Source organism: Streptomyces sp. NPDC093795, from assembly GCF_044764665.1.
Lineage (GTDB): Bacteria > Actinomycetota > Actinomycetes > Streptomycetales > Streptomycetaceae > Streptomyces.
Map to the genome: position 1 here is coordinate 40,747 of NZ_JBIWIO010000005.1, position 22,953 is coordinate 63,699.

Consider the following 22,953-nt stretch of genomic DNA (forward strand, 5'->3'; position numbering starts at 1 on the left):
GGAGAGGAGCCCAACCGAAGACCGCCTGGCTGGGGGGATGTCGTCCACAACGGAGACCGCCATGAGCACATTCCAGTCCGCCGACACGAAGGACTTCGAGAACGCCGACCGTGGATTCATCGCTGCCCTGACTCCTGGGCAGGTCAAGAATTCCGACGGCCGTGTCGTGTACGACAACGACGTCTACACGTTCTTGGAGAGCGAGTGTCCGGACACCGCGAATCCGAGCCTATGGCGCCAGGCGCAGCTCTGTTCCAAACAGGGTCTGTACGTCGTCACGGACGGCATCTACCAAATCCGGGGCATCGACCTTTCGAACATGACGCTGGTCGAGGGCGATCGTGGCGTCATCGTGATCGATCCACTGATCTCCACCGAGTGCGCCGCGGCGGCGCTCGCCCTCTACCGCGAGCACCGCGGCGACCGCCCCGTCACGGGCCTGATCTACACCCACTCCCACGCCGACCACTTCGGCGGCGCCCGCGGCGTCCTGCCCCCGGGCGCCGAGGACAGTGTCCCTGTCCTCGCGCCGGCGGGCTTCATGGAGCACGCCATCAGCGAGAACATCTACGCCGGCAACGCGATGACCCGCCGCGCAGTGTTCATGTACGGCGATCAGCTGCCCAGAGCCGCCGACGGACAGATCGGCGCAGGGCTGGGCATGGCCATGTCCACCGGCACGATCAGCCTGGTCCCGCCGAGCGTGGACATCACGGCTACCGGCCAGACGGAGACGGTCGACGGCGTGCGGATCGTCTTCCAGCTCACTCCCGGCACGGAGGCTCCCGCGGAGATGAACTTCCTCTTCCCCCAGCAGCGGGCCCTGTGCCTGGCGGAGAACGTCACGCACACGATGCACAACATCCAGACGCTGCGCGGCGCCATGGTGCGTGACTCCCGGAACTGGTCGCGCTACATCGACGAGGCGATCGAGTACTTCGACGGGCAGTACGACGTCGGCTTCGCCTCCCACCACTGGCCGACATGGGGCCACGACAACGTGGTTCAACTCCTGAGCGACCAGCGGGACCTCTACGCCTACATGCACGACCAGACCCTCCGGCTGCTCAACGACGGGATGGTGGCGGCGGAGATCGCGGAGACGATCCAACTGCCGCCGGCCCTGGAGGAAGCCTGGAACACGCGCGGGTACTACGGGTCGCTCAGCCACAACGCCAAGGCGATCTACCACCGATATCTGGGGTGGTTCGAAGGCAACCCCGCCACCCTCTGGGAGCACCCGCCCACCGAGCAGGCGAAACGGCACGTCGACCTCGCTGGAGGCCGGGACAGCGCCTTGGCCAAGGCGGGCGCGTACGCCGAGAAAGGCGATCTCCGGTTCGCCGCCACGGTACTCAACTACCTGGTCTTCGCCGACGCCGAGGACACGGAAGCCAAGAACGTCCTCGCGTCCGTGTACGAGCAGCTCGGGCGGGGCGCGGAGAACGGCACCTGGCGGAACTTCTACCTGACCGCCGCCCTCGAGCTGCGCTCCGGCGCCGGAGGCGATGTCGCCGACGTCACCAATCCCGAGATGATCATGGCGCTCACCACTGAGCAGCTGCTGGACTCCGTCGCCATCAGGATCGACGGGCCCCGGGCCTGGGCCGAGGATCTCACCGTCGACGTAGTCCTCACCGACGAGGGGCGCAGGCACCGACTGACCCTGCGCAACGGTGCGCTCACGCACCGATCCCGGGACGCCGGCAGTCCGCCGCCCACGCCGGCCGGGCTCACTCTCACCGTCACCAAGCCCCAGCTGATCGGCCTGCTGGCAGGTCAGGGCATCGACGAGGTCGAGCACGAGGGCGACTTGGGCCTGCTCAAGCGCCTGTTCACACTCGTGACCGTCCCGGACAAGCGATTCCCCATCGTCACCCCCTGAGACGGCCCCGGCCCCCAACAACCGGGGCCGCGGCCGTAGGCTCTAGGCATGGTGGGTATGCAGCCGGACGGGGCAGCACGGGGGCCGGGTCGACCGCGAGAGGAACGGGTCACCGGAGCCGTCCTCAACGCGGTCGTGGACATGGTCCACGAGCAGGGGATCGCGGCGGTCACGATGGACGCCGTCGCGGCACGGGCCGGCGTGAGCAAGCCCGCCATCTACCGGCGGTGGCCCACCAAACAGGATTTGATCATCGCAGCCGCGGAAACCCGCATCGGCATTCTGTCGGTGCCCGACCTGGACGACTTCCGCGCGGAACTCCGCTTCGTGCTCACCGCTCGTCTGGAGGCCTACCGGCTGCCGGGTACGGACCGGCTGATCGCGGGCCTCATCGGGGCGGCGGCCGAGACCGGCGCGGTGCGAGGCCAGTACGCGGAGTACACCGAGCGGATCACGAGTGAGACGAGGCGCATCCTCGAACGCGGGATCATCCGCGGCGACGTGGCCCCGGACACCGATGTCCGGGCCGCCGCCACGTTGGTGGCCGCACCGCTGATCTTCCGGCTGATCGGCGAGCAGGAGATGCCCGACGCTCGCTTCGTGGACAGCCTGGTCGATCTCGTGGCCCGGGCCGTCGGCCCGGTCTGCTGACGGCCTCCGCAGCGGCGGCTGTATCCGGCTCCACATTTTCGTGCGCCAGACCTCTTGCCTCACCATGCCGTAATAACGATACTCCGAGTAACGATTTCTGCCCTCGCCTCGGAGGACTCATGGACAGCAGCACCCCCGCCCCCGCCCTCGACAAGCCGTTGATGCACTACGGGAAGCGCGCGCTCGATCGCATCGCCCCGGACGCGCCCCAGCCCGACTACCGGATCCTGGACGTCTGCCCGCTCACCCCGCACATCGGCGCCGAGATCGAAGGTGTCGACCTCTCGCTCGCGATCGGCGAGGAGCTCGCGGAGGACATCAGGCAGGCCCTGCTGGAGTGGAAGGTGCTCTTCTTCCGCGACCAGCACGCCTTCGACCCGCAGAACCAACTGGCGTTCTCCGGCTTGTGGGGCGAGCCGGAACCCAACCCCTTCTTCCCCAAGGGCGACACCGTCGGGGTCTCCCGGCTGGCCAAGGACGCCATGGCCATCGGAACCGAGAACATCTGGCACAGCGACCACTCGTTCATGGCCGCGCCGGCCCTCGGCTCCGTACTGCGCGCCGTCGAGGTGCCGTCGGCCGGCGGCGACACCATGTGGGCGGACATGGCGGCCGCCTACGACAACCTCACCGAGCCCATGAAGGCCCGCATCGACGGGCTCACCGCCGTGCACGACTGGGTGCCGAGCTGGGGTGCGCTGATGACCGACAGCCAGATCGCGGCGCACCGGGAGAATTTGCCTGCCGTCGAGCACCCCGTGGTCGTGCGCCACCCGCGGACCGGCCGCAAGCTGCTGTACGTCAATGAGCCCTTCACCACACGGATCGTCGGGCTGTCGGACCAGGAGAGCCGCGAACTGCTCGACGAGCTCGTCCTCCAGGCCCGAATCCCCGAGTACCAGGTTCGCTTCCGCTGGCAGCCCGGCTCGGTCGCGGTCTGGGACAACATCGCCACCCAGCACTACGCGATCAACGACTACTTCCCGCAGCGTCGTGTCATGGAACGCATCGCCATCACCGGTGTCCCGCTCTCCTGAACCAGCTCCCGGCCCCTCCTCCCCTCCCCATCCAGTCTCCGCGGAGCCCTTGTGACCGACACCGATGTCGCACCCGCTGTGCCGGCCGGCCCCCCGAAGGCGCCGAACAGAACGAGACCCCGCGCTTGGGTCGTCACCGCGCTGCTGGTCATCTTCATGATGATCAATTTCGCGGACAAGTCCGTGCTCGGCCTGGCCGCGGAGGAGATCCGTCAGGACCTCGGCCTGTCCGCATCGGCCTTCGGACTCGCCAGCAGCGCCTTCTTCCTGCTTTTTTCGATCTCCGGTGCCGCTGTGGGGCTGCTCGCAGACCGCATCCGGCCCAAGTGGCTGATTCTTGCCATGGCCGTCCTCTGGTCCGTCTCCCAGGCGCCGCTGGCGGTGGGCGGAGGGCTCGCGGTGCTCATCACCTCACGTGTTCTGCTCGGTGCTGCCGAGGGACCCGCCTTCCCCGTCGCTCAGCAGGCCACCCTGTCCTGGTTCCCCAACCACCGCCGCAACCTGCCCGGGGCGTTGATCGTCCTCGGCATCACCCTGGGGGTCCTGGTCGCCGCTCCCGTCCTGACGTGGGTGATCCAGCACCACGGCTGGCGCTCGGCCGTCGCCGCGGTGGCGCTGGTCGGTGTCGTGTGGGCGCTCCTGTGGATCCCCCTCGGCGGGGAGGGACCCTACGCGGCGGCCTCGGACACCACGGCGCCGGGCGGCTCCGGCGACGGGAAGGGTGAGAGGGCGGTGGGGCCGGGTGCGGCCCGGCCGAGGACGCCGTACCGGCGCATCCTCGCGACCCGTACCTGGATCGGTGCGACGGCCGCCTACTTCGGCACGTACTGGGTCATCGCCTTCGCCCTCGTCTGGCTCCCCTCCTACCTCCAGGACGCGCTCGGCTACACCTCCGCCGGATCCACCCGGATGCTGATGCTGGTCTGGGGGCTGGGCGGGGTCGTGGTGCTGGGGCAGGCAGGTCTGACCGGATGGCTGCTGCGCCGCGGGACCGCGAGTCGTTGGGCCCGCGGCGGGGTCGGCGGCGTGCTGCTGCTCGTCGGTGCCGCGGCATGCCTCGCCCTGCCGCTGGCCCCGGCCGGTGCCGTGACCGCCCTGCTCCTGATCGCGGGATTCGGGCTCGCCGGAGCGATGAGCAGCGTCGCCGTCACCACCGTCACGGAACTGGCTCCGGCCGATCGTCGCGGCGGCGCCCTCGGCATCATGAACGCCGTGGTGACCACCGCCGGTCTGATCGCCCCGACGTTGATCGGACACCTCGTGGACACCCACGGTGTGGCGGGCTACCAGCACGCCGTCCTGATCACCGGCGCCGTGCTCCTGCTGAGCGGAGTCGCCGCCCTCACGTTGATCGACCCGGACCGCGACGCCCGCCTGCTGGCCGCGTGACCACTCGCGTGTGTCCGCTCCTCGCGCAGCGCCGGGAGCAGGCCCCGCCTTTCCCGCTCCCGACCCACCGCAAGGAACGACGTTGAACAGCAGCGCCCTCGACACCTCCCTGCTCGACCGCACCGTGGCCGACGTACGCGCCCATGCCGCGTCCTGGTCCGCCACCCCGCTCTCCGAACGCATCGCCCTCCTGGAGCGGCTGATGCCGCGCGTCGTCGCGAGTGCGGGCGAGATCGCCGGTGCGGGCGCCCGGGCGAAGGGGTACGGATCGGGCTCCCCCTGGGCGGCCGAGGACTGGATCGGCGGGCCCTGGGCCCTGGCCCAGAACGCCGCCGCGCTCCTCCACGTCCTGCGACGGATCGCCGCGGGCAGGGACCCACTGGACGGCAGGACGGTTCACGAGGAGAACGGCCGCACCCGCGTGGACGTCTTCCCCGCCACCGGCTGGGACACCCTGCTGCTCAACGGGTTCACGGCCCAGGTGTGGATGCGCTCCGGCGTCACCGCGGAGCAGGCGCGGGCATGCGCCGCGGGAGAGTACCGGGGCAGGCAGGGAGACCCTGGCCTCGCCCTGGTGCTCGGCGCCGGCAACGTCGCCGCCATCACCGCGCTGGACATCCTGCACAAACTCTACGCCGAGGGCCAGGTCGTCATAGCCAAGATGAACCCGGTCAACGCCTATCTGCGCCCCCACTTCGAGCACGTCTTCGCCGAGTTCGTCGAGCGGGGCTGGCTGCGCTTCGTCGACGGCGGCGCGGCCGAGGGCGGATACCTCACCCGCCACGAAGGCGTCGACGCCATTCATGTCACCGGCAGCGACCGCACTCACGACGCCATCGTCTGGGGCACCGACGAGGACGCCGAGCGACGCCGCCGTGACGACCTCCCGCTGATCGCCAAGCCCTTCAGCAGCGAACTGGGCGGCGTCAGCCCCTGCATCGTGGCGCCTGGCCCGTGGAGTGAAGCCGACCTCCGCTTCCAGGCCGAGCACATCGTCACCAGCAAGATGAACAACTCGGGCCACAACTGCATCGCCAGCCAGATCCTGGTCCTGCCGCGTGACTGGGACGGTACCGAGCGGCTGCTCGACGAGATCCGGAAGGTGCTGCGCCGGCTGCCCCCGCGCGCCGACTACTACCCCGGCGCCGCCGACCGTCTCGCCTCCGTACGAGCGGCTCACCCGACGGCGGAGGCCCACGGCGACGGCTGCCGACTGCTCGTGCCCGACATCACGGACCACGACGACCTCCTCGTTCTCGACGAGGTCTTCGGCAGCGCCCTGGGCGTCGTACGCCTGTCTGGCGCATCCCCGGCCGAATTCCTGCGGCAGGCCGTCGACTTCGCCAACGACACCCTGCCCGGCACCCTCGGTGCCACCCTGATCGTCCACCCGAGGACGGAGAAGGCCCATCGGGAGGCGGTGCGTACCGCCATCGCCGAGCTGCGCTACGGCACGCTGGGCGTCAACTGCTGGTCAGGGGTCGGTTTCCTGCTGGGCTTCACCCCCTGGGGTGCCTTCCCCGGCCACACGCGGCAGGACATCGGCAGCGGCATCGGCTTCGTGCACAACGCGTTCATGCTCGAGGACGTCGAGAAGACCGTGCTGCGCGCGCCCTTCACACCGGCTCCGCGCGGCCTGGTCACGGGCGACGTGTCCCTGTCACCGCGTCCGCCGTACTTCGTCACCCACCGCACCGCGTTGACCACGGTGCAGCGCCTCACCCGCTTCACCGCCGCGCCGAGCCTCACCAAGCTGCCCGCTCTCCTCGCGTCCGCGTTGCGGGGCTGACACCCGCTCGCCTGCCGCTCGCACCGACACACCCTACGGAGACCCCATGCTCAACCTCGCCGTCGTGCTGGAGAACAGCGCCCGCGCCGTACCCGACCGCACCGCCATCGTCCTGGGCGACCAGCGGCTCACCTACGCGGAGCTGGACGCGGCCGCCAACCGCGTGGCGAACCTCCTCCGCTCGCGCGGTATCGAGCCGGGCGACAAGGTCGCCCTGTCCTGCCCGAACCTGCCGTGGTTCCCGATCGTCTACTACGGCATCCTCAAGGCCGGCGCGGTGGTGGTACCGCTCAACGTGCTGCTCAAGGGCCGAGAGATCGCCTACCACCTGGCCGACTCCCAGGCCAAGGCCTACTTCTGCTTCGAGGGAAGCGCCGAACTCCCGCTCGGACAGGAGGGCTGGTCAGGCTTCGGCGAGGCGCCGGACTGCGAGCACTTCTTCGTCATGACGGCCGCATTCTCCGGCGACTCCCCGATCGAGGGCGCCGAGAGCCTCACGGCGGCGCTGGCCGGACAGAGCGGGGACTTCGAGACGGCGACCACGGAGCCCGGTGACACCGCGGTCATCCTGTACACGTCCGGCACCACCGGGCGGCCCAAGGGCGCCGAGCTCAGCCACTCCAACGTGATGCTCAATGTGCTGACCTGCCACAAGCTGTTCGGCGAGGTGGAGCACGACGTGCACCTGATCGCGCTGCCTCTGTTCCACTCCTTCGGCCAGGTCGTGCAGATGAACGCCGGCCTCGCGTCAGGCTCCACGCTGGTGCTGCTGCCGCGCTTCGATGCCCGGGCTGCCCTCGCCCTCATGCAGCGCCACGCCGTCACCTTCTTCGCGGGCGTCCCCACCATGTTCTGGGCTTTGCTCGAATCGGACGCCTCCGACGTGGACCTGCCGCAGATCGCCAAGAACCTGCGCATGGCGGGCTCGGGGGGCTCTGCGCTCCCGGTGGAGATCCACCGCCGCTTCGCCGAGCGGTTCGGCGTCACGATCCTGGAGGGGTACGGCCTCTCGGAGACCAGCCCCGCCGCCACCTTCTCGCCACGAGGGGAGCCGGTGCGCCCCGGCTCCATCGGACGCCCCGTCTGGGGCGTGGAGGTGGACCTCGTCGGCAAGGACTGGACCCCGGTCCAGGGCGCCGACGCGATCGGGGAGATAGTCGTCCGTGGGCACAACGTGATGAAGGGCTACTTCAACCGGCCCGACGCGACCGCCGAGGTGATGCGCGACGGCTGGTTCCGCACCGGTGACCTGGCCCGCCGCGACGCCGACGGATGGTTCTACATCGTCGACCGCGCCAAGGACATGATCATCCGTGGTGGCTTCAACGTGTACCCGCGCGAAGTCGAGGAGGTACTGCTCACGCACCCCGCCGTGAGCATGGCGGCCGTGATCGGCCTGCCGGACGCGCGCCATGGTGAGGAGATCAAGGCCTGCGTGGTACTCACCCCGGGAGCGGCGCTCTCCGAGGTGGAGTTGATCGCCTGGTGCAGGGAGGAGATGGCGGGTTACAAGTACCCCCGTCTGGTGGAGTTCTTCGATGTCCTGCCCACCAACGCCACGGGCAAGATCCTCAAGCGCGAGCTTCGGGAGGCGGGTACGGCGGAGGCCGGCGCCGTCGTCACCGGGGAGCGCGCCGCGGAACTGCTGAAGGCGAACTGAGCCAGCGGGTCTCGTTCATCCGACCGGCCGTATCCGGCCGCGCGGCTCCCGGCTCGTGTCATCCGGTGGCGCCATGACGGTGTCGCCACCGGAGGACGGCGCACGGCGTGGCTCCGGTCGCGGGAGCTGGAAGGAGCGCCTTTGCTGGACTGGCGGCGGGTGCTCCGTCGCTCGCGGCCACCCGCGGAGTGCTCTTGCAGGAGATCCGTATGGAACCTCAGCCCATCCGGCCGGATCCTTCACACGGCACGCCCTCTCCGGAAGGGCAACCAAGCGAGTTGGCGGATCTGCAGCGCCGGATCGCGGAGCTGGAGGGCGGCGGGAGACCGCGTCGGCATCGGGGGCGGTCGGTACTGTCCGCTGTGCTGGTGATCCTGGCCGCGTTGCTGTCCGTTCTGTCGGTCGTCGCGGTTTGGGCCGACAGCATGGTGGCGGACACTGACCGATATGTCGACACTGTCGCGCCGCTGGCCCGGAACCCTGCGGTGCAGACGGCGGTGACCAACCGGGCCACAACAGTGATCCTTGAGCAGATCGACGTCAAGGCCCTGGTGGGAGAGCTCTCCACGGCGGCAAATCAAGAAGGGGCACCTCCTGCTGTCGCCAAGCTGGTCGGAGAGCTGAGCGGCCCCATCGAGAAGGGTCTCGAGGAGCTCGTGAGCAGCACGGTCCACCGGATCGTGTCGAGCACCGCGTTCGAAACGCTGTGGACGGACGCCAACCGCGTCGCGCACCGAGCCCTGGACAAGGCGCTGACGGGCAAGGGCGGCGGCGCCGTGACGCTGAAGGGCGATCAGGTAGCCATCGATGTCGGCCCCATCGTGGATCGGGCCAAGGACGAGCTGGTGAAATCCGGCTTCTCCCGCGCCGCGCGCATCCCTGAGGTGCACAGCGACTTCGTGGTGTTCTCCTCGGACGAGCTCGCCAAGGTCAAGACGTACACCCGGGTCCTGCAGATCGTCGGCTCATGGCTTCCGGTGGTCACCGTGCTGATCGCCGCAGCAGCAGTTCTCCTGGCGGCCCACCGTCGGCGCGTCCTGGTGACAACGGCGCTTGCCGTGACCTTCGGGATGCTACTTCTCGGTGTGAGCCTGACCGTCTTCCGCGGTATCTACCTCGACCGTCTGCCGACCGAGGTTTCGCAGGACGCGGCGGCTGCCGTGTTCGACGCACTCATCAAGTTCGTGCGGGCCACCATCCGTGCCGTCGCCGCCGTCGCCCTGATCGCGGCCTGCGGCGCCTTCCTGACCGGCCCTTCTCGCGCGGCGGTCACGATGCGGCGGGCATGCGCCAGTGGCATCGCGTCCATGCGTGACGTCGCCGGCTCGGCCGGCCTGCGGCTCGGCGCGGTGGGTCGCTTCGTACACCGCCACAAGCGCTGGATCGGCGGCCTCATCCTGCTCACCGCCCTGATCGTCCTCGTCACCTGGTCGTATCCGAGCACAGCGGTCGTCCTGTGGATCGTTGCCGCGGTCCTGGCCGCCTTCGCCGTGCGCGAATTCCTCGACGATGCGGGCGCGACCGGCCGGCAGAACGGCGAGAAGGAACCGCGACCCTCATGAGTACACCGCCGAAGAGTGACCGGGGCCGGCCGTATCGCCCGCACCACGTGCGCCTGCTCCTGACACTCCTGCGCTCCACGGCCGTGGTGGCAGCGGCCACCACGGCGTACTACCTGCTCCCCCTCGACCGTGATCTCGACCAGCACACGGCCGCGGCGCTCGCCCTAGGGCTGTTGGGAATCGGCACACTGCTGGCGCTGCAAGCGGTCAGCATCATCGGTTCATCACACCCCCGGTTGCGTGCCATCGAGGCTCTGACCACAGCGGTCCCCCTCTTTCTGCTGCTGTTCTCAGCCACGTACTTCCTGTACGCGCAAAAGCAAGCAGTGCCCTCCTTTTCCGAATCGCTCAGCAGGAACGACGCCCTGTACTTCACGGTGACCGTCTTCGCCACCGTCGGCTTCGGTGACATCGTGCCTGTCTCGCAGACGGCTCGAATGCTGACCACGCTCCAGATGGTGGCCGACCTCGTTCTCGTAGGCCTGATCGCGAAGGTGATGGTCGGAGCGGTACGGATCGGGCTGGAGCGACGTCAGTCCTCCACGGCACCCGAGCAGCCCGAGCCATGACGTCCACGTCCCCCGGTCCGGAAGGACGGAATCCATGACGGCGCCGAACGCCCGCCCCTCCCCCTCCGAAGAGCCCGAGGGGGCCACAGAGGCCGACCGTTTGCGGGATCTCCTGCGTACGCCCGCATACAGCAAGCTCTTGTTCTTCAGCGCTCTGATCGGCGTCCCGATCTCCCTGGCGGCCTTCTGGTTCCTCGTCGGCCTGCACGAGCTGGAGCACGTGATGTGGGCGGACGTGCCGAAGGCACTCGGCTGGGACACCCCACCGTCCTGGTGGCCGCTCCCGCTGCTCGCCGTCGCGGGCGTCGTCGTGGGGCTGGTGGTGACCCATCTGCCCGGCGCGGGTGGTCACGTTCCGGCGTACGGCCTGCACGCAGGAGGTCCCTCGGCGGCTGCCCTGCCAGGGGTAGTCATCGCCGCGGCCGCGAGCCTGCCGCTCGGTGCCGCCCTCGGCCCGGAGGCGCCCCTGATCGCACTCGGCGGTGGTCTGGCCCTGCTCTTCCGGCATCTCGTCCGCGCCCCGGCCACCCCACAGAGCACCGCACTGCTGGGTGCGGCCGGCGCGGCCGCGGCCATCGCCGCCATCTTCGGCAATCCGCTCATCGCCGCGGTGCTTCTGATCGAAGTGGCGGGCGTGGGCGGTCCACAGTTGTTCGTCGTCATGCTTCCCGCGCTGCTGTCCAGTGGTGTGGGAGCGGTGGTGTTCACGGGCTTCGGACGCTGGACCGGCCTCGAGACGGGCAGTCTCACCGTCCACTTCCCCACCGCTCCCCCACGCCTGGACACCGGCGACGTGGTGTGGTCGATCGTGCTGGCGGCAGGCGTGGGCGCGCTGGTGCACCTGATGATCATCGGCGGCCGACTGACCGCCGCTTTCGTGTCGGCTTCTCCCCTCGTGAGGACCATGATCGCCGCGGTCGCCGCCGGGGGTTGCGCGGCCCTTTACGCGCTCGTCACGGGCCGTTCCCCGGCTGAGGTCGCCTCGTCCGGCCAGGCCACGCTGGCCGGACTCGCTTCGGATCCACATGCCTGGGGCGTGGGCGCCCTACTGGCCGTCCTCCTGTTCAAAGCCGCCGCGTACGCACTGTGCCTGGGCAGCCTCCGCGGCGGGCTGGTGTTCCCCGTTCTCTTCCTGGGCGCGGCGGCAGGTGTGCTGCTCGCACCGCTGCCTGGCCTCGGGGTGATCCCCGGCGCTGCCGCGGGCATGGCCGCGGCAGCCGCAGCCGCCCTGCGGCTTCCGGTCAGCAGCGTGGCCCTGGTGGTCTTGGTACTCGGGAACACCGAGACGATCCCCGTCGTGATCCTGGCGGCCGTGACGGCTTTCGTCACCGCCGAACTGCTTCCGCCGGGCCCGTCGGCCGCGACGCGCCGCCCGCGCGAGAAGAGTGCGGGCGGCGGCGTGAGGGCCTGATCCCCCGGATGTTCAGGATTCGAGGATGCGGCGCTTCTGGGCCTCGAACTCGGCTTCGGTGAGTACCCCTTGCTCCTTGAGCTGACCGAGCTCCTTCAACTGAGCGATCTTCGTTTCCATCGACGGTGCGGCTGCGGGCGCGGGTTCCGGAGCGCTGTGGGCCTGTGGTGCTGGCGCCGCAGCGGTCTGCCCGTAATCCTGTTGCGCCCATCGGCCGGCCTGACGGCGCGACACCCGGTTGGAGACGGCGGTGGCGGTACCGGAGATGACCGCGGTGCGGGCGACCCCGCGGAGTAGACCAGGCATGGCAGGTGTCCTTGTCGTCGGGCGGGCGTCGGCCGCTAGGAGGCGGACTGGGCCTCGGCGGCTTCCAGAGTCGCCAGGAGTTCCTCGGCAGGGATCCTTCCGTTGGCCACCATCCGGGCTCCGCTGCGACGCAGGGCCGCCGCCAGCGGTGCGGCCCACACGTTCTCGTACACGATGACGCCTGCGGAGTTGCCCGGTTCGAGGACGGCGGCGGCCTCTTGGAGGTCGTCCTCGCCAAGCAAGCCGGAGGAGGCCCCCTCGAAAACGGCCAAGTCGAGTTCCCCGTCGCCGTCCATGTCGGCGAGTTTGAGCGCTCGGACCGATCCGTCTTCGTCTTTGCGGACGAAGGAGAGGTCGAGGACACGGATGATGTGCCGGTCGACGAGGTCGAGAAGTAGAGGCAGGCCTTCGCCGGTCATGCGATTACCAGGGAACTCCAGGATCAGGTAATCGACAGGTCCCATCTCAGAGAATTCATCGACGCTCATACCGACTCCTCGCCTGGTGGCCCTCACCTCGGATGGAGCGACAGGCGCGTCCCGGCCCACCGCGCTCGTTACCGCCTTCAATTCCAACATCGCAGGACCTCGCACGCACCTTCGCGGCGACTGTTGGCCACGGCTGTCAGATGAGTTCGTCGATCTTTTGCCGTCAGCCAGAAGGTCAGCCACAGCGACAGCACGAGACGCGCCGGGGCCAGCCTCCCGCATTTTCGGAGGTTGGGTTCCCCAGGTGTGCGGCCCCCGGCCCGCGTACCAGCGGGCCGCGCTTCACCCCAGTGGGTGAAGCGGGGCACGAAGGTCGCGCGTGACCAGGTACGTCCGGCAAGGATGCCGCCCATGCGTGACCCCAAGGAGCCGCTGCCGACTGGGACTGGCTCCGCGAGGAGCGTCTCGCGGAGCGGAGCGGACGCCTACGCACCGTTCCCCTGGCGGACGGCTCGGTTCGGGGTGGTCATGTCGCTCCATGGGCACCCCGCGCGATCCTGGAGTACGACGGCCTGGACTGGCCACCGGTCACAATCGTGGCGAACCTGGCCGAAGCACAGGCGCTGCTCTATCCACCTCTGCCAGAGCCTGCTCGCCAGGCCGAAGCGGAACTAGCGGGTCCCCCGCAGGGGACCTGGCCGGCACCGACGCACATCCTCGAAGCCCGGTCACGTCGGCGCCTGACCTCTCCCGTCCCCGGCAAGGCGGAACCCGGCGCCTGCGGCCGGGCCGCTCCGCATTACGGTCGAAGCGGCCTGCCCGCCGCCGTTCCGGCGCCCGGAGCCATCGCGCCGAAGCCGTTCGTACCGAGGAGGAGACCGACCATTGGACGCCGACTCACCACACACCGCCGGGGACGACACGTTCTGGCAGGAACGCATGACCTGCTTCCTGACCACACTCCGGCCCGACGGCACCCCGCATACCACTCCTGTCGGCGTGACGTACGACCCCGAGACGCGGATCGCCCGCGTCATCACCGACGGCGGCAACAAGAAGGTCCGCAACATCCGCGCTGCCCTGGCCGCCGACACCGAAGCCCGCGTCGCCGTGAGCCAGGCCGAAGGCCGGCGCTGGTCCACACTCGAAGGCACCGCCATCATCAAGGACGACGCCGCGTCCGTCGCCGACGCCGAGCGCCGGTACACCGAGCGGTACAAGACCCCGCGGGTCAACCCCAACCGGGTCGTTATCGAGATCACCGTCACCCGCGTCTTGGGCCCCACCAAGCCCTCAGGCTGGTGACCCGCCCGGCGTCGGGACAGGCGGAATATAGGCGAGGATCCCCGGTTTCCGAAACCGGGGATCGTTCGGAAAATCAGCTCTCCCAGCACATTCCTGTCCGCCACGCTTCGAAAGCCATAGCCCCCTCATACGTCTTCATCACGTCCAGGCTGACTCCTCGCTCCCAGCCGCGAAGCGACCGCGCACTTGCCATGCCGAAACCCTGAACGTCCCTTCCGTACTAGGCGCTTCGCGCCTCACCCAGAGGTGTGTCGCCCGATTTCATCCATGCGCGGGGCATCTCAGGGCCCACGAAGAATCAGCGCCCCAGACCAGAACAGATTGTTCTCCGTGCGCGAATCCATAGTTTTTCCGCTGGACTTCTCCACCGTTGCTCTTATGGTCGTCACCCCGGCATTCACTTGACCAAGGGAGCTGTTGATCCTGCTCATGACCTCACCTCACCCCGTCGGCGCGCCACGCCACAAGGAACTCATGTCTCCCCAGGAATCCATTCAGACCGGACGAGGCGCTCTCCCCGACCTGGTCACCGGTAAGTGGCTCACGACCGACGAGCTCGTGGGCACACTGAACATCGATCCCTCCACCCTCCGTCGTTGGCGCTCGGCCCGCCCTCTGCAGGGGCCGCCCTTCGTGCCCGTGTCTGATCGCGTCACCATCTACAGCGCCTATGACGTCGAGCATTGGTTGCACACTCGCCGTGTCGTCCCGGGGCAGGCAGCCTGACGTGGCGATAGCAACACCGCCCGCTGCCGCCGAGAGCGTTCCGATCGGCGTCCGCCTCACCGCCGACGTCGAGTACCGGCCCAACCGCCCCTCGCCCTACCGCGCTCGCGTGCGTTGGTGGGATCCCGAGACGAAGTCCCGCAAGTTCCTCTCCGAGGCCAGGGACACGGAAGATGAAGCCCAGGCGTGGATCACGGCGCTCGTCGAGGCTGCGGAAGCCGGTGTCAACCCCTCGCTCGCCACCATGCCTCTGGCCGATTACAGCAACGCGAACATGAAGAAGCGCGACCGATGGTCGCCCAGCGCCTGCTCGCGGCCGGAGACAGCCCCGACGCCCGGCTCTTCTTCGGCCCTCGCGGCGGACGCATCTCCACAGCCGTCCTGCGCGACGCGACCCACTGAGACGACGTCGTCACCGAGCTCGGCTTCGAACACCTTCGACGACACGACCTTCGCCACACCGGGCTCACGTGGTTCGCAGACGCCGGAGTCCCCCTGCACGTCCTGCGCAAGATCGCCGGACACGGCTCACTGACCACCACCCAGCGCCACCTGCACCCCGACGCCGGCCAGATCGTCGCAGCCGGTGCAGCCTTCTCCGCGCACCTCATCGTGCTCCGTGCACCTCGTTCGCTGCCTGTCACGGCAGTTGCAGCCGTCTGACCGGCGCGCCTCCCCTGGTCCCCAGCTGGTCCCCAAAAACGGTCAAGGGGCCGGTTCAGATCCCTCTGAACCGGCCCCTTGACCTGCGACTCTTTCGAGTCGGGACGACAGGATTTGAACCTGCGACCCCTTGACCCCCAGTCAAGTGCGCTACCAAGCTGCGCCACGTCCCGATGCGCGTCTTCGCCGGGTTTCCCCCGCGTCGGCGTGCAGGGAAGACATTACCTCACTCCGGCGGGTGGGATGACGCACGGGCTGTCACCGGGTCCGCGGTGGTGGGGTCCGCGCCGCAGGTGGTGGCCAGGGCCTTCGCTTCGGCGAGGGTGGTGGCGGAGCCCGTGGCGTGGGCGAGGTCCAGGCGGGCGCGGGCCTCCTCGTAGCGCGAGGGGGACGCGGCCAGGTGTTCGACGGCCTGGGTGAGGAGGTGGCGGGACTTCTCCGGGTCGGCGAAGAGGGCCAGGCAGCGGAGGGCCTCGCCCAGGACGGTGGGGGTGCCGAGGCGTTCGGCGTGGGCGTGGGCCTCGGTGGCGATGCGGGCGGCGCGGTCCGGGTCCGTGGCGGCGAGGGCGCGGGCCAGGTCGAACGGCCAGGGCGCCCAGACGCCGTGGTGCCTGCCGCGGCCGGCCAGGGACTCGGCCGCCGCTTCGAGGGTCGCCACCGCCTCCTCGCGCCGGCCCTCGGCGAGCAGCAGCCTGCCGAGGACGCTGGGGCCGTCGGGCAGGACGATCGCGCCCGGCCAGGGCGGGCCGAAGGCGTAGCGGTCGGCGACGGTCCGCGCCTCGGCGGTACGGCCCCGGGCGACCAGCGTGTCGATGAGCAGGCAGGCCGTGTCCCAGTGCACGGGGAGGCCGGTGCCGACGCGGTCCGCGAGCCGGAGCCCTTCCTCCAGGTGGTGCTGCGCCCGGGGCAGGCTGCCGCGCCGCCGGTGGACCAGTCCGAGCAGGGTGTGGGCGAAGGCGAGGTGCGCGCCGCTCCAGCCGGAGATCTCGAAGGCCCGGACCGCCTCGCCGAACAGCGCCTCGGCCCGGTCGGGACGGTCGGAGAAGGCGTACGCGATGCCCGTGAGCGCCGGGATCTCGAAGCCCCAGGTGGTGTCGGTCCAGCCGAGCCCACGGGCGGGTACGCCGTCGACGAGGGTGCGGTCGCAGAGCCGCACGATCTCGTCGGCGGGTTCGCCCCGCATCATCCCGTCGAAGGCCCGTACGGCGACGAGGGCACGCTCGGAGTTGTCGGCGCAGGTGAAGTGCGCGGTGAGGTCGGCGAGGCGGCGGGAGCGGCCGATGCCGTCCTCCTCGGCGGCCTGGAAGCCCTCGAACATGAAGTGCGCGGCCTGGAGGCGTCGGCGGCCGGTGCCGGGCGGGGTCCGGGTGGCCGCGGCTCCGGCGGTCCTCGCGGCCTCCTGGAGCTGGTTGTCGTGGGCGAGGGCCTGCGCGAGCCGGTGGGTCGCGTCGATGCGCAGGGTGTCGTCGAGGCCGGGCAGTTCGAGCGCGGAGCGCAGGTGGCGGACGGTGGCGCCGGGCGCGGTGAGCAGGGAGGCGCAGCCGAGTTCGTAGAGGACCCTGGCGTACGTCTCCGGGCGGGGCGGTTCCGCGAGGGCGCGCCCCAGGCAGCGGCGGGCCGCCTCGGGGGCTCCGACGGCGAGGTGCTCGACGGCGGCGGCCCTGAGCTGGCTGACGACGTCCTCGTCGTCGTCCGGGTGCACTTCGAGGAGGTGCCGCGAGACGGCGGCGGGGCCGAGGCCCGCCGCGGTGAGCGCCCAGGCGGCGCGCCCGTGCAGGGCGGTCCGGACGGCCGGCGGCACCGATCCGTAGACGGCGGTCGCGATGAGCGGGTGCACGAACTCGAGACGGTCCGTGGCGGAGGCCGTGACCGCCGTCCGCGTCTGCACGATCCGGGCGTGGCGGAGCCGCTCGGTGTGTTCGGCCACCTCCGCCGGGCGCATGCCCGTGAGCTCGGCGAGGAGTTTCGGTGTGCTGTCCGAGTCGAGGACGGCGATCGCCCAGGCGAGGCGGGCGGGGCCGGAGCCGAGCGCCTCCAGGCGGGAGACGAGGCCGCCGCCGCGCGCGGCCGCGCCGAGGTCGCGGAGGAGTGCGGCCGATCCGGCGACGGGTTCGAGCATCCGGTCGCGGACCTTGGCGAGCAGCTCGACCGTCTCGTACGGGTTGCCGGAGGTGACGGTCCACAGTTCGTGGCAGAACGCCTCGTCCGCGTGTCCGCCGAGCACGTCGCGGGCCAGTGCGGCGGTGGCGGTGGGCGTGAGGGCGTGCAGGCCCAGGGTCAGGACGGCGCGGTCACCGATCGCGGCGAGGGTGGCGGGCACGCCCGGGCCGCTCGGTTCCGTCGGCAGGGGGCGGTGGGCGAGGACGACGAGGGCGGGCAGCCGGCCGTCCCGCCGGATCCGGGTGAACGTGTCGAGCCAGGCCAGCGATTCGGCGTCGGCCCATTGCGCGTCGTCCACGAGCAGGACCAGGGGCCGGTCCCGCAGCCGGTCCGCGAGGTTGTCCAGGAGCTTGGCGAGTCCGTCCCGTACGCCCTGGGGGTCGGCGGGCGCCGCCGAGGGCGGGGGCGGCGGTGCGAGGCCCAGCGCGGGGGCGAGGAGGTCGAAGTGGCCGCCGAAGAGGAGGCGGACGTCCTCGGCGTCGAAGCCGTCCAGGGCGGGCTGGAGGAGCTGACGGGCGAGGTGGAAGGGGACCGAGGTGAGGGTCTCGCCGCCCCGGGCGGTCAGGACGGTGCACCGGTCCTGGGCGGTACGGCGTATCTCGGCGAGCAGCGCGGTCTTGCCGATTCCCGGTTCGCCTTTGTAGACGAGGATGCCGCCGTGCACGGGGCCGCCCGCCATGGCCGCGGCGACCAGCTCGTCGACGGCGTGGACGGCTGCGGCGAGTTCAGGACCGCGTTCGAGCAGCCCGTCCTGCGGTGAGGGTGCGGAGGCCGCCGCACGACCGGGACCTGCGGGGGTCTCGAAGGGCCTGACGGGCGGCGACTGTTCGGATTCCGACGGCACCGGTGACTCACTCCCCACACGTACAACTGCCTTGACGTGACCCGCGCGACCCACGCGGACCAGTGACCCACTGGATCGATGAGCCTAGCGGTCCTGATCGTCCAAAGGGCGACAATGGACGGGTGAAGCGGACAGTGAGTGACCGTGGGAGAGACCGTGACGACGAGGGGCGGGCCCGCAGCGCGCGTCCCAGGGACGGCCTCGGCCGGCCGCTGCCGTACGGCACGGAGGGCGTGCCCCGGCAGCCGGAGGGCGTCGTGCGTGGCCCCGCCGAGACCCTGCGGGAGGCGCAGCGGCTGCTCGACGCCGGAATGCCCTTCCACGCGCACGAGGTCTTCGAGGACGCCTGGAAGTCCGGCCCGGAGTCGGAGCGGGAACTGTGGCAGGGCCTCGCGCAACTCGCGGTGGGCCTGACACACGCGGCCCGCGGCAACTCGGCGGGCGGGGCACGGCTGCTGCGCCGCGGCGCGGACCGGCTGGCGGGGTGGGAGGCGGGGGGCGGGCCGGGGGCGGGGGGTGAGACGGCCGGTGGTGAGGTGCCCGGCGGTGTGACGGCCGTCGGTGAGACGCCCGGCGGGGGGACGGCCGGCGGGGGGACGGCTGGCGGTGAGGCAGCCGGCGGGGGGAGGCCCAGCGGCGTGACGACCGGCGGCGGGACGGCCGCCGGTGCTACGCCCGGCAGTGAGGTGCCCGCCGGTGAAGTGCCCGCCAGCCAGGCGGCTGCCCGTGAGGCGCCCGCCAGTGACGCGCCCGTCGGCGCGTACGGCATCGATGTCGGCGGGCTCGTGTCGTGGGCGCGGGGGTTGGCCGACCGTACGGAGGGCGTCGCGGTGGTCGGCGCGGTGGTCGGCGCGGTGGTCGACGCCGCAGGCGAGGCGCCCCGGTTGTGCCGGGGCACGCCCTGAGGGCGGTTACCTCCCGGACGGGTCGAGCTCGCGTCGCAGCACCGAGGTGTGGCTGACGGCCGGGTCCTTGGCCGCCGTGAGAAGGGTGACGGTCTGCCCGGCCGCGAGCTCCCGCAGCCGGTCGAGGGCCGCGGCGGCCTCGGGGGCGGCGAGTTCGGCCTCGTACCGGCGGCAGAACTCCTCGTACTCGCCGTCCGGTCCGTGGTACCAGCGGCGGAGTTCGGTCGACGGGGTGAGGGCCTTGGGCCACTCGTCGATACGGGCGTCGGTCTTGGCGAGGCCGCGCGGCCAGAGCCGGTCGACGAGCACCCGGACGCCGTCGTCGGGCGAGGGCGGCTCGTAGATCCGCCGGACGCGAACGTCATGGCTGCGTGCGGGCATGCTTCCAGCGTGCCGGACGCGGTGGGGGGTGTCCTGGCGATGGGGCCGACCGGGGTCAGCTCACGCCTCGGCGCGGGAATCCGGGGACACCCGTCTCCACGCCGGAGCCCGGGGACGCCCGTCTCCACCCGAGAGCCCGGGGACGCCCCGCCTCCACGCCGGAGCCCGAGGACGCCCGCCTCCACGCCGGAGCCCGAGGACGCCCGCCTCCACGCCGGAGCCCGGGGACACCCGCGTGCCACGCCGGAGCCCAGGGCTTCAGCCCTCGACCCGCAGGGCCGGGAGGAGGACCGCGTCCACGAAGCCGCGCAGGGGCGTCGCGTCCGTGAAGCGTTCCTCGAAGAGGCGCTCGATGCGGAGCATGCCCAGGAAGCAGGGCGCGACGAAGCCGATCGCCGGGTTGTCGGCGTCCACCTCGCCCCGCTCCACCGCGCGCGCCACCACCGCGTCGATCGCCGCGACCTCGGGGGCGATGACCGTCTCGCGGAGCGCGGCCCGCAGGTCGGGGTGCTGGATGAAGGCCTGGGCGACGGCCTCCATGAGTTCGGCGTCGCGTTCACGGTGGGACGCGGCGATACGGGCCGCCTCCCGCAGGTCCCCCGCGAGGGAGCCGGTGTCGATGCCGGCGAAGACGACGCAGCGCCGCCGGGCGAGCGCGGCCGTGACGAGCTGCGGTTTGGTGCCCCACTGGCGGTAGAGCGTGGCCTTGCCGCACTTGGTGCGGGCCGCGACGCCCTCCATGGTCACCGAGTCGTAGCCGCCCTCCCGGAGGAGGCGGAGCACGGCGTCGTACAGCTCCGTCTCGCGCTCCGGCGTGATCTTGCTGCGACGGGCTGCGGCGGTCGCGGCCTCTGTGGACATCGATCTCTCCCGGACACCTGACACCGGACACCTGAACACCTGGTTCTGCACATACGAGAGTAGGGGGTGCACAATCGAGACGCAAACGTATCGAGACGTTTGCGTCTCGATGAAATCGGATCTAGGCTCACTCCGTTTGTTGCCGATTGGACGGATTAGAGGGCCGCGCGATGGCTGCCGGGACAGGCGGGATACCAGGACCACGTCCTGCGAGACCGGGGCTGACGCCTACCCCCGGCGCCGCCGGGCACCACGGGCACGGCGGGGACACGCCGGGGCAGAGCGCGGGCGGGGACACTCCGGAGGAGAGCGCGGGCGGCGAGCGCTCAGGCGAGTCCGCCAGACCGCCCCTCCTGCGCGAGCTCGCCCTCGTGACCGCGCTCTTCCTCGTCTACAAGTTCGGCCGGCTCTTCGCCAACGGCCACGAGACCCGCGCCTTCCGGAACGCCGACCGCGTCTGGGACGCCGAGCGCGCGGTCCACCTGCCGGGCGAGGGAACGGTCCAGCAACTGCTCCTGCACGGCGAACCCCTGGTCCGGGCGGCGAACACGTACTACGCGGCCGTGCACTTCCCGGCCACCCTCGCCTTCCTCGTCTGGCTCTACGTGCGCCGCCCCGACCACTACGTGTGGTCGCGCCGCGTGCTCGCGCTCCTCACCGCCGCCGCGCTCGCCCTGCACCTGCTGATGCCGCTCGCCCCGCCCCGGATGCTCGCGGCCAGCGGACTCGTCGACACCGCCCGGGTCTACGGGCCCTCGGTGTACGGCGCGACGCCGGAGACGGACTCGATGGCGAACCAGTTCGCGGCCATGCCGTCGCTGCACTTCGGCTGGGCGCTCATGGTCGCGATCGGCCTCATCGCCGCCACCCGGTCCCGCTGGCGGGTCCTGTGGCTGCTCCATCCGCTGCTCACCCTGCTCGTCATCGTCGGCACCGCCAACCACTACTGGTTCGACGCGCTCGCCGCCGCCGCGCTCCTCGGCCTCGCGCTGCTCGCAGTCCGCGCCCCCGGGCACCGGACGGCGCCCCCACCCGCGCCCCGCGCGCTCGGGACGACCCCTCTCCCGGCCGGAGCCCTCCGATGAACGCCGCCGCCGGCACCGTCGTCGCGGTGCTCCTCTCCCTCGTCTCCGCCGCCGGATACGCGCTCGCCGCCGTCGCCCAGTCCCGGCTCGCCGCCGCCTCGCCCGTCCAGGACGGGCGAGGGGCGCTGCGGGCGCTGCTCGCCCACGGGCAGTGGTGGTCGGCGGTCGGCCTCAACGCCGCCGGAGCCCTCGCCCACGTGGCCGCCCTGCACTACGGGCCGTTGACCTTGGTCCAGCCGCTCGGCGCGCTGACGCTCGTGGCGGCGCTGCCGCTGGGCGCGTACCACGCACGGCGCCGGGTGACCCGTACCGAGTGGCGCGGGGCGCTCTGGACCTTGGGCGGCCTGCTCGGCCTGGTCGCCGTGACCGGGCCCGCGGCGCCCGGCGAAGCGCTCAGCCTGAGCGAGGCCCTGGTCGTCGCCGCGGCGACGGCGCTCCTGATCGCCGCGCTCGCCTCCGGCCGGGGGCACGGGCGCCAGGGTGGGGCGGGCGCCCGGGGCCGGCGCGGACTCGGTCACGCCACGGCCTCCGGCATCGCCTCCGGGGTCGCCTCGGCGCTCACCCAGACGCTGACGGCCGCGCTCGCGCGGGAACTGCCGGGCGGCGCGGCGGCCTGGTGGCAGACCACGCTGCTCGCGCTCCTCGTCTCGGGCTTCGCGACGGGCGGACTGCTGCTCTCGCAGGCCGCCTACCGAGGTGGCCTCGCCGCGCCGCTCGCCGTGGTCAACCTCTCCAACCCGGCGGCCGCCGCGGTGATCGGGGTGGCCCTGCTCGGCGAGACGTTCCGCGCGGGCGCGTGGGGCTGGCTCGTCGCGGCCGCCGCCTCCCTGGTCGCGGCCCGGGGCGTGGTCCTCCTGACGAAGGACGGCGCCACCACCCCCGAACCCGACGCCACGCGCGCGCGTGAAGCCGAGGACGGCCCCACCCCCGAACCAGCCTTCACGCGTGCGCGTGAAGGCTGGGAGACCCGGACGATACCGTCGCCGCGCGTGACCGGGACGGCCGGCGGGGAGGGCGCCGCCGCGACGGCGGCCGGGGCACGCACGGAGCTCGTCGCCGTCGACGCGATCGCGCCCCTGGCGGAGTTCGCCGTCACCGGCACGGCGGCCACCGATTCGCCCCGCGCCGAACCGAACCGCGGCCTCACCGAACCGATCCGCGCCCTGGTCGAACCGGACCGCGGCCCGGCCGAACCCGAACCGGTCCGCGGCCTCGCCGCGCCCGAAGCCGAGCCGTTGCCCGCGCCCGAAGCCCAGCCGCTGCCCGCGCCCGTCGCGGGCTGAGAGCGGCCCCCCTCACTCCCCACCTCATCCCGCCCCGATCTTGCATTCGTCAT

The 22,953-nt window shown here is 71.3% G+C and carries 18 protein-coding genes, 1 tRNA gene and 3 pseudogenes; 15 read left to right on the top strand and 7 right to left on the bottom strand.

Annotated elements, in window-relative coordinates; all coding sequences use genetic code 11:
• The first annotated feature begins 61 nt into the window (after nt 1-61).
• From ACIRB7_RS15265 to ACIRB7_RS15305, 9 genes are all read left to right on the top strand, one after another.
• Nucleotides 62-1,885, top strand: coding sequence for an alkyl/aryl-sulfatase (locus ACIRB7_RS15265; protein WP_403597805.1), 1,824 nt, complete (start codon nt 62-64; stop codon nt 1,883-1,885).
• A gap of 48 nt (nt 1,886-1,933) precedes the next feature.
• A complete protein-coding gene (locus ACIRB7_RS15270; protein ID WP_403597808.1) occupies nt 1,934-2,536 on the top strand; it encodes a TetR/AcrR family transcriptional regulator in 603 nt (200 codons plus the stop codon).
• A 119-nt stretch (nt 2,537-2,655) separates the two neighbouring features.
• Nucleotides 2,656-3,573 carry a TauD/TfdA dioxygenase family protein gene (locus tag ACIRB7_RS15275; RefSeq protein ID WP_403597811.1) on the top strand — a complete coding sequence of 306 codons (918 nt, stop codon included), beginning with the start codon at nt 2,656-2,658 and terminating at the stop codon, nt 3,571-3,573.
• Between the two features lie 156 nt (nt 3,574-3,729).
• Nucleotides 3,730-4,962, top strand: coding sequence for an MFS transporter (locus tag ACIRB7_RS15280; RefSeq protein ID WP_403597814.1), 1,233 nt, complete (start codon nt 3,730-3,732; stop codon nt 4,960-4,962).
• An 82-nt stretch (nt 4,963-5,044) separates the two neighbouring features.
• Complete coding sequence (locus ACIRB7_RS15285; RefSeq protein ID WP_403597816.1) at nt 5,045-6,751, top strand: aldehyde dehydrogenase family protein; 1,707 nt, start codon at nt 5,045-5,047, stop codon at nt 6,749-6,751.
• Nucleotides 6,752-6,797: 46 nt separating this feature from the next.
• On the top strand, nt 6,798-8,411 hold the full coding sequence (locus ACIRB7_RS15290) for a long-chain fatty acid--CoA ligase (protein WP_403597818.1): 1,614 nt from the start codon (nt 6,798-6,800) through the stop codon (nt 8,409-8,411).
• A gap of 362 nt (nt 8,412-8,773) precedes the next feature.
• The gene (locus ACIRB7_RS15295) at nt 8,774-9,973 is read left to right on the top strand and encodes a hypothetical protein (protein WP_403597820.1); all 1,200 of its coding nucleotides are present in this window, start codon (nt 8,774-8,776) and stop codon (nt 9,971-9,973) included.
• Nucleotides 9,970-10,542: a potassium channel family protein gene (locus tag ACIRB7_RS15300; protein ID WP_403597823.1), complete on the top strand. Its 573-nt coding sequence runs from the start codon at nt 9,970-9,972 to the stop codon at nt 10,540-10,542. The genes ACIRB7_RS15295 and ACIRB7_RS15300 overlap by 4 nt, the downstream gene beginning before the upstream one ends.
• A gap of 34 nt (nt 10,543-10,576) precedes the next feature.
• Nucleotides 10,577-11,953 carry a chloride channel protein gene (locus tag ACIRB7_RS15305; protein ID WP_403597826.1) on the top strand — a complete coding sequence of 459 codons (1,377 nt, stop codon included), beginning with the start codon at nt 10,577-10,579 and terminating at the stop codon, nt 11,951-11,953.
• 12 nt (nt 11,954-11,965) lie between these two features.
• Here ACIRB7_RS15305 and ACIRB7_RS15310 read toward each other — a convergent pair whose 3' ends face one another.
• Both ACIRB7_RS15310 and ACIRB7_RS15315 read right to left on the bottom strand, forming a co-directional pair.
• Complete coding sequence (locus tag ACIRB7_RS15310) at nt 11,966-12,259, bottom strand: SHOCT domain-containing protein (protein ID WP_403597829.1); 294 nt, start codon at nt 12,257-12,259, stop codon at nt 11,966-11,968.
• Between the two features lie 35 nt (nt 12,260-12,294).
• Nucleotides 12,295-12,747, bottom strand: coding sequence for a DUF6325 family protein (locus ACIRB7_RS15315; RefSeq protein WP_403597832.1), 453 nt, complete (start codon nt 12,745-12,747; stop codon nt 12,295-12,297).
• Between the two features lie 386 nt (nt 12,748-13,133).
• On the opposite strand from ACIRB7_RS15315, the pseudogene ACIRB7_RS15320 reads away from it, so the two are divergent.
• Both ACIRB7_RS15320 and ACIRB7_RS15325 read left to right on the top strand, forming a co-directional pair.
• Nucleotides 13,134-13,349 (top strand): annotated as a pseudogene (locus tag ACIRB7_RS15320) (DUF6087 family protein); the annotation flags it as partial.
• Nucleotides 13,350-13,572: 223 nt separating this feature from the next.
• Nucleotides 13,573-13,992 carry a TIGR03618 family F420-dependent PPOX class oxidoreductase gene (locus ACIRB7_RS15325; RefSeq protein WP_403597835.1) on the top strand — a complete coding sequence of 140 codons (420 nt, stop codon included), beginning with the start codon at nt 13,573-13,575 and terminating at the stop codon, nt 13,990-13,992.
• Nucleotides 13,993-14,976: 984 nt separating this feature from the next.
• Here the strand turns inward: ACIRB7_RS15325 and ACIRB7_RS15330 are convergent.
• Entirely contained in the window at nt 14,977-15,243 is a 267-nt protein-coding gene (locus tag ACIRB7_RS15330; RefSeq protein WP_403597838.1) for a hypothetical protein, read from the bottom strand.
• Between ACIRB7_RS15330 and ACIRB7_RS15335 the strand changes: the two are divergent.
• Nucleotides 15,190-15,381: pseudogene (locus ACIRB7_RS15335) on the top strand (site-specific integrase); the annotation flags it as partial. The gene ACIRB7_RS15330 and the pseudogene ACIRB7_RS15335 overlap by 54 nt on opposite strands.
• A 99-nt stretch (nt 15,382-15,480) precedes the next feature.
• On the opposite strand, the gene ACIRB7_RS15340 reads toward ACIRB7_RS15335, so the two are convergent.
• Both ACIRB7_RS15340 and ACIRB7_RS15345 read right to left on the bottom strand, forming a co-directional pair.
• A tRNA-Pro gene (locus ACIRB7_RS15340) sits at nt 15,481-15,554 on the bottom strand.
• A gap of 53 nt (nt 15,555-15,607) precedes the next feature.
• On the bottom strand, nt 15,608-18,286 hold the full coding sequence (locus ACIRB7_RS15345) for an ATP-binding protein (RefSeq protein ID WP_403598807.1): 2,679 nt from the start codon (nt 18,284-18,286) through the stop codon (nt 15,608-15,610).
• Between the two features lie 233 nt (nt 18,287-18,519).
• Between ACIRB7_RS15345 and ACIRB7_RS15350 the strand changes: the two are divergent.
• A pseudogene (locus tag ACIRB7_RS15350) lies at nt 18,520-18,912 on the top strand (DUF309 domain-containing protein); the annotation flags it as partial.
• Nucleotides 18,913-19,296: 384 nt separating this feature from the next.
• On the opposite strand, the gene ACIRB7_RS15355 reads toward ACIRB7_RS15350, so the two are convergent.
• Complete coding sequence (locus ACIRB7_RS15355) at nt 19,297-19,671, bottom strand: DUF488 domain-containing protein (protein ID WP_403597840.1); 375 nt, start codon at nt 19,669-19,671, stop codon at nt 19,297-19,299.
• 258 nt (nt 19,672-19,929) lie between these two features.
• A complete protein-coding gene (locus ACIRB7_RS15360; protein ID WP_403597843.1) occupies nt 19,930-20,532 on the bottom strand; it encodes a TetR/AcrR family transcriptional regulator in 603 nt (200 codons plus the stop codon).
• 170 nt (nt 20,533-20,702) lie between these two features.
• Here ACIRB7_RS15360 and ACIRB7_RS15365 point away from each other — a divergent pair, with 170 nt between their 5' ends.
• Both ACIRB7_RS15365 and ACIRB7_RS15370 read left to right on the top strand, forming a co-directional pair.
• Nucleotides 20,703-21,617 carry a phosphatase PAP2 family protein gene (locus ACIRB7_RS15365; protein WP_403597846.1) on the top strand — a complete coding sequence of 305 codons (915 nt, stop codon included), beginning with the start codon at nt 20,703-20,705 and terminating at the stop codon, nt 21,615-21,617.
• Complete coding sequence (locus ACIRB7_RS15370; protein WP_403597849.1) at nt 21,614-22,900, top strand: DMT family transporter; 1,287 nt, start codon at nt 21,614-21,616, stop codon at nt 22,898-22,900. Before ACIRB7_RS15365 ends, ACIRB7_RS15370 begins: the two co-directional genes overlap by 4 nt.
• The last annotated feature ends 53 nt before the right edge of the window (nt 22,901-22,953 follow it).

Coding starts and splice junctions, on each gene's coding strand:
- ACIRB7_RS15265 (WP_403597805.1), top strand. CDS start 62: ATGAGCACATTCCAGTCCGCCGACACGAAGGACTTCGAGAACGCCGAC.
- ACIRB7_RS15270 (WP_403597808.1), top strand. CDS start 1,934: ATGGTGGGTATGCAGCCGGACGGGGCAGCACGGGGGCCGGGTCGACCG.
- ACIRB7_RS15275 (WP_403597811.1), top strand. CDS start 2,656: ATGGACAGCAGCACCCCCGCCCCCGCCCTCGACAAGCCGTTGATGCAC.
- ACIRB7_RS15280 (WP_403597814.1), top strand. CDS start 3,730: ATGATGATCAATTTCGCGGACAAGTCCGTGCTCGGCCTGGCCGCGGAG.
- ACIRB7_RS15290 (WP_403597818.1), top strand. CDS start 6,798: ATGCTCAACCTCGCCGTCGTGCTGGAGAACAGCGCCCGCGCCGTACCC.
- ACIRB7_RS15300 (WP_403597823.1), top strand. CDS start 9,970: ATGAGTACACCGCCGAAGAGTGACCGGGGCCGGCCGTATCGCCCGCAC.
- ACIRB7_RS15305 (WP_403597826.1), top strand. CDS start 10,577: ATGACGGCGCCGAACGCCCGCCCCTCCCCCTCCGAAGAGCCCGAGGGG.
- ACIRB7_RS15310 (WP_403597829.1), bottom strand. CDS start 12,259: ATGCCTGGTCTACTCCGCGGGGTCGCCCGCACCGCGGTCATCTCCGGT.
- ACIRB7_RS15315 (WP_403597832.1), bottom strand. CDS start 12,747: ATGAGCGTCGATGAATTCTCTGAGATGGGACCTGTCGATTACCTGATC.
- ACIRB7_RS15355 (WP_403597840.1), bottom strand. CDS start 19,671: ATGCCCGCACGCAGCCATGACGTTCGCGTCCGGCGGATCTACGAGCCG.
- ACIRB7_RS15360 (WP_403597843.1), bottom strand. CDS start 20,532: ATGTCCACAGAGGCCGCGACCGCCGCAGCCCGTCGCAGCAAGATCACG.
- ACIRB7_RS15365 (WP_403597846.1), top strand. CDS start 20,703: ATGGCTGCCGGGACAGGCGGGATACCAGGACCACGTCCTGCGAGACCG.
- ACIRB7_RS15370 (WP_403597849.1), top strand. CDS start 21,614: ATGAACGCCGCCGCCGGCACCGTCGTCGCGGTGCTCCTCTCCCTCGTC.